Origin of the sequence: Solirubrobacter pauli (genome assembly GCF_003633755.1) — a bacterium.
Taxonomy (GTDB): Bacteria; Actinomycetota; Thermoleophilia; order Solirubrobacterales; family Solirubrobacteraceae; genus Solirubrobacter; species Solirubrobacter pauli.
The window spans coordinates 678610-691386 of record NZ_RBIL01000002.1 but is presented as its reverse complement, the minus strand read 5'-3'; the positions used below and the strand labels follow the sequence as shown (position 1 = coordinate 691386).

Here is a 12777-nt window from a genome sequence, read left to right as displayed (position 1 = left end):
GTGTCCTCTGTCGACGACCTCTTGGCCGATGCCCCGCTCGGGGCTGCGGTCGCCGCGCTCGCCGAGCGCAATCGCCATCACCTTGAGCAGATGACCGATGCGGAGCGCCAGGACGCGCTCTCGCATTGGCACGACCTGGCGGTCGCGGTGCTCACCGCGGCCGGCGCAGCGGTCGGAGGTGGTGAAGGCGACGCCGGCGAAGGCCAGGGCCGAGCCGTGATCGTGCTCGAGGACGCCGGCGGCGACGAGGTCGCCGTGCACGCCAGCTTCTTCCCGCAGCTCGAGGACGTCGGCGGCGAGGTGCTCGTCACCCCCGCCCAGGCCGCCGCGCTGGAGCTCCTCGAAGCCATGACCGGCGGCGAAGAAGAGGAAGAAGAAGGCCTGTAACAAATCGGGGCCTCACCGGACTGACAAGTACATGCTTTTCGACTTCGCTTCCAAGACCAAGATGGTCGAGCGCGAGAAGGCGCTCCCCGGTCGCTCCGAGCCGCGGCCGGTTCCCAGCACGCACTTCGTCCTCGGCACCCCGCTGCAGGGCCCGTTCCCCGACGGCTACCAGACCGCCGTCGTCGGCATGGGCTGCTACTGGGGCGCCGAGCGCACGTTCTGGCAGACGCCCGGCGTGTACACGACCGCGGTGGGCTACGCGGGCGGCTTCACGCCGAACCCCACCTACGAGGAGGTCTGCACCGCCAAGACCGGCCACACCGAGGCCGTCCTGGTGGTCTTCGACCCCGAGAAGATCTCCTACGAGGAGATCCTGAAGACCTTCTGGGAGAACCACGACCCGACCCAGGCCATGCGCCAGGGCAACGACGTGGGCACCCAGTACCGCTCGGCGATCTACACCACGACGCCCGAGCAGGCCGAGATCGCCGCGGCCACCAAGGAGACGTTCGAGGCGCGCCTGCGCGAGGCGGGCTACGGCCCGATCGCGACCGAGATCGCGCCGCTGGACACCTTCTACTACGAGTCCGACGACGTCCACCAGCAGTACCTGGCCAAGGTGCCGAACGGCTACTGCGGCCTCGGGGGCACGGGCGTGTCGTGCCCCGTCGGCCTCAGCGCCTAGCGCCTAGGGCGCCGTCGTCGTCAGCGTGAACGTCAGCGTCGTCGTGTACGCCCCGGTTCGGAGCGGCTCGGCGGCGCCGATGCGCTGACGGAAGCCGAGCGGCACCTCGTCGGTGATCACCGGCTTGTCCCAGGTCTTGAGCGCGACGGGCGCGGTCAGCGGCGTGTAGTCGGCGTTGTCGGCGCGCACGCCGATCGGCTCGGCCAGCGCGTGCTCGCCGTTGGCCAACTTGCCACCCTTGACCGACAGCGTCGTGTCCATCGCGCTCGAGATCACGCGCGCGGTCGTGGAGGCCGTGTAGTCGCGGTCGACCGCCGGCTGGAAGACGCCGAACGCCGGCGGCGTGCCCAGCGTCAGCGCCAGCGTGCCCGCGACGACGCCGCCGACGAGTGCGGGCTGCTGCGCGGTCTCCTCATCGGTGATGCGGTCGAACTGCAGGTAGTCGAGGTTGAAGTTCTGGTACGCGGCCGGGTCGACGCGCACGTAGTAGGAGAGCTTGCCCGCGGGCAGCTCGACCGACGGGATCAGCTCCTGCGCCATGAACGCGTCGTGCGACGTCGTCGAGGCGATGTCGACCGTCTGCGAGCGGCCGGGCAGCTCGAGCGTGATCTTTCCGGCGGGACGGTAGGGGCTGCTGAAGCGCCCCGACACGCGGTACGCGCCCGGCCGGGTGACCTCGATGTCGTACTTGAGCCACTCGCCGCCGCGGATCCAGCAGACCACGAGCGCGCCCTGCTGGTCGCAGACGTCGACGCCCTCGGCCGGGCGGTACACGGTGCCTCCCTGGTTGGCGTCCTCGGTGTCCGCGTAGCCGACGCCCTTGCCGTCGGTCGAGTAGTCCTCGCCCTGGACGCGGATCGCGTTGGCCGGGTCGGCCGGGCGGGTCACGTCGATGCCGCGCAGGTAGCGCTTGAGGTCGTCGACGTTGTCGGTCTGGATCACGTCGGCCAGGTGACGCTCGATGACCGGCTTCCAGCCGCGGGCGGGATCGATCAGCGACGCCTCGTCCGTGTAGCGGCCGGCGAGCCCGTACCACATGGTGTTGATGAAGATGCGGCTCTGCCGCTTCGCGGCGGCGACCGCGGCGGGCTGGATCTGCGCGTCCGTGAGGCGGTCGAAGACGATCTCGTACGAGTCCGGCGGGTTGGTGCCGAAGCCGTTCAGCGACGCTGCGTTGCCGTCCTCGACGATGTGCGAGTAGAGGATCCGCGGGTCCTTGGCGCGGAAGGTCTGCACGTCGGCAACCGGCGCGTTGGACTTGAACACCGCCGTCTCGACCGTGCCGGTCTCGATCAGCTCCTGCAGGATCTGGTCGCGGTAGGCCCACGCCTTGTCGAGGTTGATCAGCGCGCGGTTGTCGATCAGCCGCAGCGCTTCCTTGAGCGTGGGGATCCGCTCGCCGGTGACCTCGGCCTGCGCGCCGCCCAAGCCCTTCTTGAGCCGCAGCGCCTTGATCTGCTCGAGCGTCTTGGACGCGACCGAGCCGGTGCCGTCGGTCGTGCGGTCGACGGTCGTGTCGTGCATCAGCACGAGCTGGCCGTCGGACGTGCGCATGACGTCGAGCTCGATCATGTCCGCGCCGTGGCTGATCGCCTGCTCGAACGCGGGCAGGGAGTTCTCGGGCGCGCCGCGCCAGTAGCCGCGGTGGGCGGCGACGAGGATGCGGGCATCGTCGCCGTGCGCGCGGTAGTCCGTCGCCAGCGCTGGGGTCTGGGCCATCGCGGTCGCGGGCAGCGCGAGCGCAAGGGCAAGGGTCGTCGTGAGGAGCCTCATCGGCGCGGCATCCTCACGCGCGATCTGTGAGATTCGGCGGCGCCTTCACCGGACGCCAACATCTTTGGGTAGCTTTGGGCAGATGGCCGAAGCGTTCGCCAGGGTGGGCGAGATCGACATCTGCTACGAGACGTTCGGGGACCCGTCGGACCCCGCGATGCTGCTGATCATGGGCCTCGGCACGCAGATGCTGGCCTGGCACGAGGACTTCTGCGAGCAGCTCGCGGCCCGCGGCTACTTCGTCATCCGGCACGACAACCGCGACATCGGCCGCTCCTCGCGACTGGACGACCTTCCGGTGCCGACGCTCAAGCAGCTCGCCCTGCGCTCGCGGAGCGCCGCGGCCTACACGCTCAGCGACATGGCGCGCGACAGCGTCGGCGTGCTCGACCACCTCGGGATCGAGCGGGCGCACATCGTCGGCGCCTCGATGGGCGGCATGATCGCCCAGCGCGTCGCGATCGAGCACCCCGAACGCACGCTCTCGCTCGTGTCGATCATGTCCAACTCCGGCGACTTCTGGCACGGCCAGCCGGCGCTGACGATGTACGCGGTGCTGCTGCGCCCCGCCCCGAAGGAGCGCGAGAAGTACATCGAGCACGGCGTGCAGATGTTCACCAAGCTCGGCGGCACGGGCTGGGAGCCCGACGTCGAGGACCTGCGCGACATCGCCACGCGTGCCTACGACCGCGGGCACAACCCGCGCGGCTCGTCCCGTCAGCTGGGCGCGATCGTCGCCGACCCCGACCGGGCGCCGGAGCTGCGCAAGCTCAAGGTCCCCGCGACCGTCATCCACGGCGCCGAGGACCGGCTCGTCCGGCCCTCGGGCGGGCGGGCCACGGCGCGGGCGATCCCCGGCGCGACGCTCGTGGAGATCAACGGCATGGGCCACGGCCTGCCGCGCGGCGCGTGGCCGCAGATCATCGGCGCGATCACGCAGACGGCCGAGCGGGCGAACGTCAGCCGAGCAGCAGGATCAGCACCACCACGAGCAACAGCAGCAGGATGACCCCGCCGGTGATCGCGCCACCCTGCCACTGCTTGGCCCAGTGGTCGGGCTTGGCCCGGTCCCGCGTGTAGCGGCCCTCCGGCGGCTCGCCGGTCCAGTCGTCGTCGTCGCTCATGCCAATTCCCGGCCGATCAGCTCGACCATCGCGATATCGCGGTGGTCCTGCATCTGCAGGTAGACGCCGGACACGCCCGCCTGCTCGAGCTCGGCCAACCGCTGCTTGACCTGCTCCACGGACCCGTTGATCCACGTCTCCGTGGCGTCCGGGTGGTCCTTGCCGACGGACGCCGCGGTCATGACCGTGAACGGGATCGGCTCGCGGCCGGCCTTCGCGCACGCCGCATCGATGTTGGCCTTGCGCTCGCGGATCTCGTCGAGCGTCGGCATCACCGTGTTGTACTCGTCGGCGTAACGGGCGGCGAGGCGCGCGGCGCGCGGCCCGGCGGCGCCGCCCATGATCAGCGGCGGGTGCGGCGTCTGCACCGGGCGCGGGCGGGCCTTGAGGTCGGTCAGCTCGTAGTGCTCGCCCTTGAAGCTGAACGCCTCACCATCACCGAAGTAGCCGTCGTGGACGATCTCGAGCTGCTCCTCCAGCACGTCCATGCGCTCCTTCATCGACAGGAACGGGAAGCCGGACGCGGTGTGCTCGACCTCGCTCCAGCCCGTGCCCATCCCGAGCTCGATCCGGCCGCCGGACACGTGGTCGGCGGCGATCGCGAGCCGCGCGAGCACCGACGGGTGGCGGAAGCTCGTCGGCGAGACCATCGTGCCGAGGCGCAACGTCGTGGTCCGGGCGGCGAGCGCGTTGATGACGGCCCAGGCGTCGAGCGCGCCGCGCTCGCCCTCCCCCATCACGCTCAGGTAGTGGTCGGACCGGAACAGCGCTTCGATCCCGGAGCGCTCGCAGGCATCGGCCAGCGCGACCCAGTCCTCCCAGGTCACGTCTTCTTGGCCTTCGATCATCAGGGCGACTCTCACGAGCAGAGTCATACCCTCTCGCGCCGATGTCGCGCGCTTTGGTCTGGACGCTGTACGCCGCCTTGGTCCTCGTGTGGTCGAGCACGTGGGTCGTGATCGCGGTCGGGTTGGAGGATGTCGCCCCGTTCTTCGGGGCCGGGATCCGGTTCTCGCTGGCGGGCGTCGGCGTGCTCGTCGCCGCCGTCGCGCTCGGGCGCTCGCTGCGCACGGACTTTTTGCTGTCGGCGCTCGTGGGCGTGCTGCCGTTCGCGACGTGCTACGGGCTCATCTACTGGGCCGAGCAGTACGTGACCTCCGGCCTGGCGGCGGTCCTGTTCGGCGTGCTGCCGCTCTACGTGGCGCTGCTGGCGGCGATCTTCCTGCCGAACGAGCCCTTGCGGCCACGGCTGATCGTGGGCGTGCTGATCGCGCTGAGCGGGCTGGTGCTGGCGTTCAGCGAGTCGCTGGACCTCGGCACGGGTGAGCACACGGCGCTCGCCGCGCTGGCCGTGGTCTGCTCGCCGATCGCGTCGGCGATCGGGAACATCGCGATCAAGAAGCGGAGCGAAGGGCTCGATGCGCTGGTGATGAACGGCTGGGCGATGATCACCGGCGGCGTGCTGCTGCTGGCGGTGAGCGCTCCGACCGAGGACTGGGGCGCCACCGAGTGGTCGGCGGCGTCGATCGGCTCGATCCTCTACCTTGCCGTGCTCGGCACCGGCTTCACGTTCGTGACGCTGACGATCCTGCTGCGCGAGCTGCCGGCGGTGACGACGTCGTTCATCTCGATGATCATCCCGTTCGGGGCGTTGGCCCTGGGGGCGATCTTCCGCGACGAGCCGGTGACGGCGCTGGCGGTGTTCGGCGCGATGCTGGTCGTGGCGGGCATCGTGGTCGCGCAGTTCCGGTTTGCGAGGATGCGCTGATGCCTTCGATCGTCGTGCTCGGCGCCCGCAATCTCGGTGGCGCGATCCTCTCGCACCACCTGTCCAACGGCTGGCAGGGCGCGGCGGTCGCGCGGTCGGCGGAGACGCTGGAGACCGTCCGGGCCGCGGGCGGGCTGCCGCTGGAGGCCGACGCGTCCGACCCGGCGTCGCTGCGGGCGGCATTGGAGCGTGCCCGCGCCGAGCTCGGCCCGATCGACGTGATCGTCAACGCGGTGTCCGCGGCGCGGCCGACCAAGCCTGGGCCGTTCGGCGGCGGCACGCTGCGCGAGGCGAGCGTCGAGGACTTCCGCGGCTGGACGGGTGCCGTCGCCGAGCAGGCGTTCGTGTTCCTGAGCGAGGGCGTGCGCGTGGGCGCGAAGACGCTGATCCAGGTGACGGGCGGGAGCGCGCGGCGCGCGATGGCCGGCCGGGGGCTGTGGGCGGCGGGTGCGCACGCGACGAAGGCGCTGGTCCACGCCGCGGCGCAGGAGCTGCGCGAGGACGGCGTGCACGTGGCGCTGCTGGTCGTCGACGCGACGATCGACTCCCCCAAGACCGCCGCGATGACCGCGGGGCGCGACGAGAACGAGACCGCCGACCAGGCGCAGATCGCCCGGGCCGTGGAGTACCTGGCGGGGCAGTCGCCCCGCGCCTACACCCACGAGCTGGTCGTCACGCCGGCGGGTGACCGCTGGCTGCCGTGAGCGCCTCCGGCAGCTCGCTCACCATCTCGAACGCCTCATCGACCGCGGACAGCGCGAACAGCCGCTGAATCGTCGCCGGCCCGCGCACCAGCAGCAGCCGGTGGCCGGAGCGGCGGGCGCGCCGCCGGGCCGCCAGGAGCCGCGCGAGCCCGCACGAATCCAGGAAGGTGAGCTTGCGCAGGTCGAGCACGACGGTCGTCGGCCGCATGTCCTCGACGCGCCGCAGCTCCTCGTCGAACGTGTACGCGTGCGCGAGATCCAGTTCCCCCCGCAGCGCGATCCGCACCGCACCAGCGTCCAGCTCCTCGATCATGAGGCCGAAACCCTGCATGCCTGCTCCTCTCTCGAGCATGTCTCGAAGCTGACAGTGCCCCCCTTCGGGCGTTTTCAACCCCGTGTGGCGTAGGGTTCGGCGCGATGTCCAAGCGCTATGTCCACACGTGCGTGCGGGTGCTCGATCCGGACGCCTCGGTCGCCTTCTACGAGGCCCTCGGCTACGAGCGTCGCGGCAAGCTCCAGTTCGAGACGGCCTACAACATCTACATGGGCCTCCCGGGTGACTCGGACACCCTCGAGCTCACGGTCAACATCGGCCGCGAAGAGCCCTACGACCTCGGCGACGGCTACAACCACATCGCCCTCACGGTCGACGACCTCGACGCGTTGTTGGAAGAGCTGGCGAAGATCGGCGTCGAGCCCGAGAAGCCGCCCTTCGCCCCTGGAGGACGCCCCGAGATCGGCCGCATCTGCTTCGTCCAGGACCCGGACGGATACAGGATCGAGCTGATCGACGGTGGCGAGTTCAAGACCCCGCAAGACGACTGAGACGTACCGGCTGCTCGGGCCGGACGGCGTGCCCTACGAAAGCACGACGCCCGGCCTGCTCGGCGGCCACTCCCGCCAGAAGGTCTACGGCCGCCTGGACTGCGGCGTGGCGCTGTCCTTCCTCCGCCGCGGGTTCGAGCCGAAGTTCCGCGTGTTCTTCGCCGACGAGGCGACGGCCGTGGCGGCGGGCTACCGACCGTGCGGTGCGTGCATGCGGGCGGAGTACCGCGCGTGGAAGGCCGCGCGCGGCGGCTAGCCTGATCGGCCGTGCCGTCGCCGCCCGTCGTTCGCCGCCGCCGCGCGGCGGTGCTCTCCGCCGCCGCGCTCGCGCTCGTCACCGGCGCGGCCATCGGCGCCGGCGGCAGCGACGAGGCGCCCACGCCGCGTGAGGTCTCCGAGGTGGTCGGCACGCCCGAGCCCGTCGCCACGCCCGACGCGACCGTGGCGCCGGACAAGGACCCCGTCGACGAGCTCAGCCTCAAGCAGCAGGTGGGGCAGCTGGTGGTGCTGCGGTTCCAGGGGACGACCGCGCCCAGGTACGTCAAGGACGCGCTGAAGAACCGGTGGACGTCCGGTGCGATCCTGTTCGGGGACAACATCACGGACGCGGCGCAGCTCAAGCGGCTGACGCGGTCGTTGCGGAAGGCGAGCGGGGACGTCACGCCGATCATCTGCACGGACCAGGAAGGCGGGGACATCCGCAACCTGAAGTGGGCGCCGCCGCAGGTCGGGCAGGCGCGGCAGGTGCCGGGCCGGGACGCGAAGGCCGCCGCGCAGGTGCTGAAGGCGCACGGGCTGAACGTCACGCTCGCGCCGGTCGCAGACGTGCCGAGCGTCCCGAACGCGGCCATGGGCGGGCGCGCGTTCTCCACCGACGCGACCACCGCGGCGCGAGCCACGAAGGCGGCGATCGAGGGCTGGCGGGCCGGCGGCGTCGCGGCGACCGCGAAGCACTTCCCCGGGCTCGGCGGGACGGCCACGAACACGGATCAGGGGTCGGCCAGCATCGCGGGCGGGCCGACGGCCAAGGACCTGGAGCCGTTCAAGGCGGCGATCGCGGCCAAGGTGCCGCTGATCATGAGCTCGAACGCGCGCTACCCGCGGCTGGACGCCAGCCGGATCGCCGCGCAGTCGCCCAAGGTGCTCGACGGGCTGCTGCGCAAGCAGCTCAAGTACCAGGGGGTGATCATCACGGACTCGATCGAGGCGGCGGCGGTCCGCGCCACCGGCGAGACGGAGGAGATCGCCGTGCGGTCGGTCAAGGCCGGCAACGACATCGTGCTCACCACCGGCCAGCAGTCGTGGCTGCGCGCGTTCCGGGCGCTGGTGGCGGAGGCGCAGCGCTCGAAGGCTTTCCGCGAGCGCGTGCGGACGTCCGCTTCCCGGGTGCTCGCGCTCCAGCGCGCGCTCTCGTGAACGCGCCGTTCGGCCTCTGCGGTCACTGCACCCACCAGCGCGTGATCCGAAATACGCGCGGGTCCGTGTTCAGCCTGTGCGAACGCGGACTCGCGGGTGAACCCGGCTACACGAAGTACCCACGGCTGCCGGTCCTGCAGTGCCCCGGGTTCAGATCTTGCGATGGCCGAGCTTCGCCAGCTCCTCGTGATGCTGGGTGACCCGCTGCTTGACGGGGTCACTGTCCGGGCGGGCGTGCACCAGGCCCCACATGGCGTCGGCGACCTGCTCGGCGCTCTCGGGCGTGGCGCGGTTGCGCATCTCGTCCACGAGCGCGAGCTCCAGCCGCTCGATCTTCTCCTCGGCCGTGCCTTCGCCCAGCGGAGGAATCTTGACGCCGCGCAGGTTCTCGTCCCACGCGCCCTTGACGTAGGCGAACCGGTTGCGGAGAGCGATCGGGTCAGAAGTCATGCGAGGCGCGATCTTACGGAAGTCCTAAGACCAACTGCGCACAGAACTCGGGCGACCCTCCGCCTACCCTGTTAGTTGCGTGCACACCTTTGGTCGACTCCTCGGTTTCCTGCGCCCGTACAAGTCGGGTGTCATCTGGTCGCTCGTGCTCGCGGCGGCCGCGATGGTCTGCACCGTCGCGATCCCGTGGCTGACGGGCCGCGCCGTCGACCAGATCGAGGCGAAGGACCGCGACGGCCTGCGCAACCTCGCGATCGCCGTCGTCGTGGTGGCGGTCGGGCGCCTGGCGCTGTCCGTCGCCCGCCGGCTGGTCGCCGGGCGCGTCTCGCTCGCGATCGAGTACGACCTGCGCACGCTCCTGTACAGCCACCTGCAGAAGCTGGAGCTCGGCTTCTTCGCCGGCCAGCAGACCGGCCAGCTGATGTCGCGCGCGACCGTCGACCTGTCCTCGGTGCGCTTCTTCCTCGGCTACGGCCTCGTCTTCATCCTGCAGTCGGCGCTGACGATCCTGCTCGGCGCGGTCGCGATGTTCATCCTCTCCCCCGGGCTCGCCGCGCTCGCGCTCATCCCCGTCCCGTTCGTGGTCGTCGTCGCCACGCGCTACGGCCGCCGCTCGCGCCCCGCCCTGCAGGAGGTCCAGCAGCGGATCGCCGAGGTCACGGCGGACGTCGAGGAGAACATCTCCGGCGTGCGCGTCGTGAAGGCGTTCGCCGCCGAGCCGCGCCAGCTCACCCGGTTCCGCGGCAACGTCGCGCGCGTGTTCGACCAGTCGATGATCGCGACGCGGCTGCGCGCCTTCTACAACCCGTTCCTCGCCTTCCTACCGCAGCTCGGCCTGGCCGTGATCCTGCTCGTCGGCGGCCGCCAGGTGATGAACGGGACGCTGACGCTCGGCGACTTCACCGCGTTCTACACGTACCTGCTGATGTTGATCGGCCCGATGCGGATGCTCGGCGTCGCGCTCGGCCTCGCCCAGCGCGCGAGCGCGTCCGGCGCCCGCCTGTTCGAGATCCTCGACCGTGAGCCGACGATCGTCAGCGGCGCGTCGCCGCTCCCCGCCGGCAACGGCCGGGTCGAGCTGCGCGACGTCACGTTCGGCTACGGCTCCGGCCCCGACGCCCTGCGCGACGTCAGCCTGGAGGTGGAGCCGGGTTCCACGGTCGCGCTCGTCGGCGCCACCGGCTCGGGCAAGACGACCCTCGTCCAGCTCCTCTCGCGCCTGTACGACCCGACGAGCGGCTCCGTGCGGATCGACGGCGCCGACGTGCGCGACGTCGACCTCGTCTCCCTCCGCCGCGAGATCGCGGTCGTGGACGACGACCCGTTCCTGTTCAGCGACACCGTCGCGGGCAACATCGCCTACGGGCGACCGGACGCGACGCTCGACGAGATCCGGCACGCCGCCGAGCGCGCCCAGGCCGCCGGCTTCATCGACGAGCTGCCCGACGGCTACGACACCCGCGTGGGCGAGCGCGGCCTGACCCTCAGCGGCGGCCAGCGCCAGCGGATCGCGATCGGCCGCGCGCTGCTCGCCGACCCGCGCATCCTCATCCTCGACGACGCCACCTCGTCGGTGGACGCCACGACCGAGCGCGAGATCAAGGCCGCCCTACGCGAGGCGATGGAGGGCCGCACCACGTTCGTGATCGCCCACCGCCTCTCGACGATCGCGCTCGCCGACGACATCGTCGTGCTCGAGAAGGGCCGCGTCGTCGCGCGCGGCTCGCACGAGGAGCTGCTCACGCGCTCGCCGCTCTACCACGAGATCGCGACCAAGGGCCTCGTCGACCAGGTGTGCCTGAACGAGGCGAAGGTGGCGGGGCTGTGACGCGTCGCGACGATCTGATCCGGCGCTGGCGCGCCACGTCCGGCCGCGCCCGCAAGCTGCGCGGCCTGATCGTGCTGCTGTCGCCGTACCGCGGGCGCGTGGCGCTGATGTTCCTGTCGCTGATCATCGCCACCGCCGCGGCCCTGGCGCCGCCGCCGCTGGCCAAGCTCGCGATCGACAGCGGCATCGTCCCGAAGGACATGGCCGCGCTGACGTGGATCGTCGTCGCGTTCCTCGTGTCCGCGGTCGCCTACTGGGCCGCGACCTACGCGCAGACCTACCTCGTCGGCTGGATCGGCCAGCGAGCGCTGCAGGACCTGCGGATCCAGCTGTTCCAGCACCTGCAGGGCATGTCGGTCGGCTTCTACTCGCGCCGGCGCGCCGGCGTGCTGATCTCGCGCATGTCCAATGACGTTGAGGCGCTGGACACGCTCGTCAGCGACGGGATCGTGACCTTGTTCGGCTCCTCGCTGACCCTGATCGGCACCGCCGCGATCCTGTTCGCGCTCGACCCCGAGCTCGCGCTGATCACCTACACCGTCTTCCCCGTGCTCGGCATCGCGTCGTTCGCGTTCCGGATCATCTCCGCGGACGCCTACCGGGCCACGCGCGAGAAGGTCGCGGCGATCACCGCCTACCTGCAGGAGACGCTGTCGGGCATCCGCGTCGTGCGGACGTTCGCGCAGGAGCCGCGCCACCTGCGCCGCTTCGAGGAGCTCAACGAGGAGAACCGCGGCGCGAACATGAAGACGGTCAACCTCAACGCCGCGTACTTCCCGGGCGTGGAGCTGCTGTCGGCCGTCGCCACCGCCGGGATCCTGTTCTACGGCGGCGTCCAGGCGCTCAACGGCGAGATCACGATCGGCGTGCTCGTCGCCTTCCTCGCGGCGCTGAACAACTTCTTCGACCCGATCCAACAGCTCAGCCAGCTGTACACGACCTACCAGGCGGGGATGGCGGCGCTGGACAAGATCTTCGAGCTGCTCGACGAGGAGCCCGACCTCGCGGACGCGCCGCACGCGACCGTCCTGCCCCGCCTGCGCGGCGAGATCGTCCTCGACGACGTCTCCTTCTCCTACGGCGGCGATGCCTACGCGCTGCGCGACGTGACGCTGACGGTCCCGCCCGGCCAGACCGTCGCGCTCGTCGGCACGACCGGCGCCGGCAAGTCGACGTTCGCCAAGCTCGTCGCCCGCTTCTACGACCCGACGAGCGGCAGCGTGCGCGTGGACGGCCACGACCTGCGCGACGTCACCGCCGCCTCGCTGCGCTCGCAGATGGGGATCGTGCCGCAGGAGGCGTTCCTGTTCAGCGGCACGATCGCCGACAACATCGCGTTCGGGCGCCCCGACGCGTCAGCCGAGGAAGTGCGGGCGGCGGCCGCGGCCGTGGGTGCCGACGACTTCATCGCCGGGCTGGAACACGGCTACGACACGCCGGTCGGCGAGCGCGGCGTCCAGCTCTCGGCGGGGCAGCGGCAGCTCGTCGCGTTCGCGCGGGCGCTGGTCGCCGATCCGCGGATCCTCGTCCTCGACGAGGCCACGTCCAACGTCGACGTCCACACCGAGTCCAAGATCGAAGCCGGCCTGCGGCGGCTGCTCGCAGGCCGGACGGCGATCGTCATCGCGCACCGGCTCTCCACGATCGAGCGGGCGGGCCAGATCGTGGTCATGGAGCACGGGCGGATCGTGGAGCAGGGCACGCATGCCGAGCTCCTGGCGGCGGGTGGGCACTACTGGCGCCTCCACGAGGACTGGCGCGAGCAGGCCGCGGCCTAGCGGCTACGAGACCAGGGCATGCTCTAGGTCCAGGAGGCC

The 12777-nt window shown here is 71.0% G+C and carries 15 protein-coding genes; 10 read left to right on the top strand and 5 right to left on the bottom strand.

The features are described from left to right. Positions 1 to 387 (top strand): hypothetical protein, encoded by a 387-nt coding sequence (locus C8N24_RS23140; protein ID WP_147447941.1) that lies wholly within the window; start codon positions 1 to 3, stop codon positions 385 to 387. 31 nt (positions 388 to 418) lie between these two features. Then, positions 419 to 1072: a peptide-methionine (S)-S-oxide reductase MsrA gene (gene msrA, locus C8N24_RS23135; RefSeq protein ID WP_121254584.1), complete on the top strand. Its 654-nt coding sequence runs from the start codon at positions 419 to 421 to the stop codon at positions 1070 to 1072. Between the two features lie 3 nt (positions 1073 to 1075). Here msrA and C8N24_RS23130 read toward each other — a convergent pair whose 3' ends face one another. Then, the gene (locus C8N24_RS23130; protein ID WP_121254582.1) at positions 1076 to 2845 is read right to left on the bottom strand and encodes a glycerophosphodiester phosphodiesterase family protein; all 1770 of its coding nucleotides are present in this window, start codon (positions 2843 to 2845) and stop codon (positions 1076 to 1078) included. Between the two features lie 82 nt (positions 2846 to 2927). Here C8N24_RS23130 and C8N24_RS23125 point away from each other — a divergent pair, with 82 nt between their 5' ends. Further along, positions 2928 to 3854 carry an alpha/beta fold hydrolase gene (locus tag C8N24_RS23125; RefSeq protein WP_121254580.1) on the top strand — a complete coding sequence of 309 codons (927 nt, stop codon included), beginning with the start codon at positions 2928 to 2930 and terminating at the stop codon, positions 3852 to 3854. On the opposite strand, the gene C8N24_RS34240 is transcribed toward C8N24_RS23125, so the two are convergent. Beyond that, positions 3805 to 3969, bottom strand: a complete 165-nt coding sequence (locus C8N24_RS34240; RefSeq protein WP_170179344.1) for a hypothetical protein — start codon at positions 3967 to 3969, stop codon at positions 3805 to 3807. The genes C8N24_RS23125 and C8N24_RS34240 overlap by 50 nt on opposite strands. Continuing rightward, entirely contained in the window at positions 3966 to 4832 is an 867-nt protein-coding gene (locus tag C8N24_RS23120) for an LLM class flavin-dependent oxidoreductase (protein ID WP_170179343.1), read from the bottom strand. Before C8N24_RS23120 ends, C8N24_RS34240 begins: the two co-directional genes overlap by 4 nt. A 26-nt stretch (positions 4833 to 4858) precedes the next feature. Here C8N24_RS23120 and C8N24_RS23115 point away from each other — a divergent pair, with 26 nt between their 5' ends. Further along, the gene (locus C8N24_RS23115) at positions 4859 to 5737 is read left to right on the top strand and encodes a DMT family transporter (protein WP_121254576.1); all 879 of its coding nucleotides are present in this window, start codon (positions 4859 to 4861) and stop codon (positions 5735 to 5737) included. After that, complete coding sequence (locus C8N24_RS23110; RefSeq protein ID WP_121254574.1) at positions 5737 to 6441, top strand: SDR family NAD(P)-dependent oxidoreductase; 705 nt, start codon at positions 5737 to 5739, stop codon at positions 6439 to 6441. Before C8N24_RS23115 ends, C8N24_RS23110 begins: the two co-directional genes overlap by 1 nt. Here the strand turns inward: C8N24_RS23110 and C8N24_RS23105 are convergent. After that, entirely contained in the window at positions 6410 to 6772 is a 363-nt protein-coding gene (locus tag C8N24_RS23105; RefSeq protein WP_170179342.1) for an STAS domain-containing protein, read from the bottom strand. The two genes, C8N24_RS23110 and C8N24_RS23105, sit on opposite strands and share 32 nt — an antisense overlap. An 86-nt stretch (positions 6773 to 6858) precedes the next feature. Here C8N24_RS23105 and C8N24_RS23100 point away from each other — a divergent pair, with 86 nt between their 5' ends. The 3 genes from C8N24_RS23100 to C8N24_RS23090 are packed head-to-tail and all read left to right on the top strand — an operon-like array spanning position 6859 to position 8682. Next, positions 6859 to 7266 (top strand): VOC family protein, encoded by a 408-nt coding sequence (locus C8N24_RS23100; protein ID WP_121254570.1) that lies wholly within the window; start codon positions 6859 to 6861, stop codon positions 7264 to 7266. After that, complete coding sequence (locus tag C8N24_RS23095; RefSeq protein WP_121254568.1) at positions 7235 to 7522, top strand: metal-binding protein; 288 nt, start codon at positions 7235 to 7237, stop codon at positions 7520 to 7522. Before C8N24_RS23100 ends, C8N24_RS23095 begins: the two co-directional genes overlap by 32 nt. 11 nt (positions 7523 to 7533) lie before the next feature. Then, on the top strand, positions 7534 to 8682 hold the full coding sequence (locus tag C8N24_RS23090; protein ID WP_121254566.1) for a glycoside hydrolase family 3 N-terminal domain-containing protein: 1149 nt from the start codon (positions 7534 to 7536) through the stop codon (positions 8680 to 8682). Between the two features lie 150 nt (positions 8683 to 8832). Here the strand turns inward: C8N24_RS23090 and C8N24_RS23085 are convergent, their stop codons facing one another. Beyond that, a complete protein-coding gene (locus C8N24_RS23085; protein WP_121254564.1) occupies positions 8833 to 9132 on the bottom strand; it encodes a hypothetical protein in 300 nt (99 codons plus the stop codon). A 79-nt stretch (positions 9133 to 9211) separates the two neighbouring features. On the opposite strand from C8N24_RS23085, the gene C8N24_RS23080 reads away from it, so the two are divergent. Beyond that, positions 9212 to 10960, top strand: a complete 1749-nt coding sequence (locus C8N24_RS23080) for an ABC transporter ATP-binding protein (protein WP_121254562.1) — start codon at positions 9212 to 9214, stop codon at positions 10958 to 10960. After that, on the top strand, positions 10957 to 12738 hold the full coding sequence (locus C8N24_RS23075) for an ABC transporter ATP-binding protein (RefSeq protein WP_245971957.1): 1782 nt from the start codon (positions 10957 to 10959) through the stop codon (positions 12736 to 12738). The genes C8N24_RS23080 and C8N24_RS23075 overlap by 4 nt, the downstream gene beginning before the upstream one ends. Positions 12739 to 12777 lie beyond the last annotated feature (39 nt).

Coding starts and splice junctions, on each gene's coding strand:
- msrA (WP_121254584.1), top strand. CDS start 419: ATGCTTTTCGACTTCGCTTCCAAGACCAAGATGGTCGAGCGCGAGAAG.
- C8N24_RS23130 (WP_121254582.1), bottom strand. CDS start 2,845: ATGAGGCTCCTCACGACGACCCTTGCCCTTGCGCTCGCGCTGCCCGCG.
- C8N24_RS23125 (WP_121254580.1), top strand. CDS start 2,928: ATGGCCGAAGCGTTCGCCAGGGTGGGCGAGATCGACATCTGCTACGAG.
- C8N24_RS34240 (WP_170179344.1), bottom strand. CDS start 3,969: ATGAGCGACGACGACGACTGGACCGGCGAGCCGCCGGAGGGCCGCTAC.
- C8N24_RS23115 (WP_121254576.1), top strand. CDS start 4,859: ATGTCGCGCGCTTTGGTCTGGACGCTGTACGCCGCCTTGGTCCTCGTG.
- C8N24_RS23110 (WP_121254574.1), top strand. CDS start 5,737: ATGCCTTCGATCGTCGTGCTCGGCGCCCGCAATCTCGGTGGCGCGATC.
- C8N24_RS23105 (WP_170179342.1), bottom strand. CDS start 6,772: ATGCAGGGTTTCGGCCTCATGATCGAGGAGCTGGACGCTGGTGCGGTG.
- C8N24_RS23100 (WP_121254570.1), top strand. CDS start 6,859: ATGTCCAAGCGCTATGTCCACACGTGCGTGCGGGTGCTCGATCCGGAC.
- C8N24_RS23085 (WP_121254564.1), bottom strand. CDS start 9,132: ATGACTTCTGACCCGATCGCTCTCCGCAACCGGTTCGCCTACGTCAAG.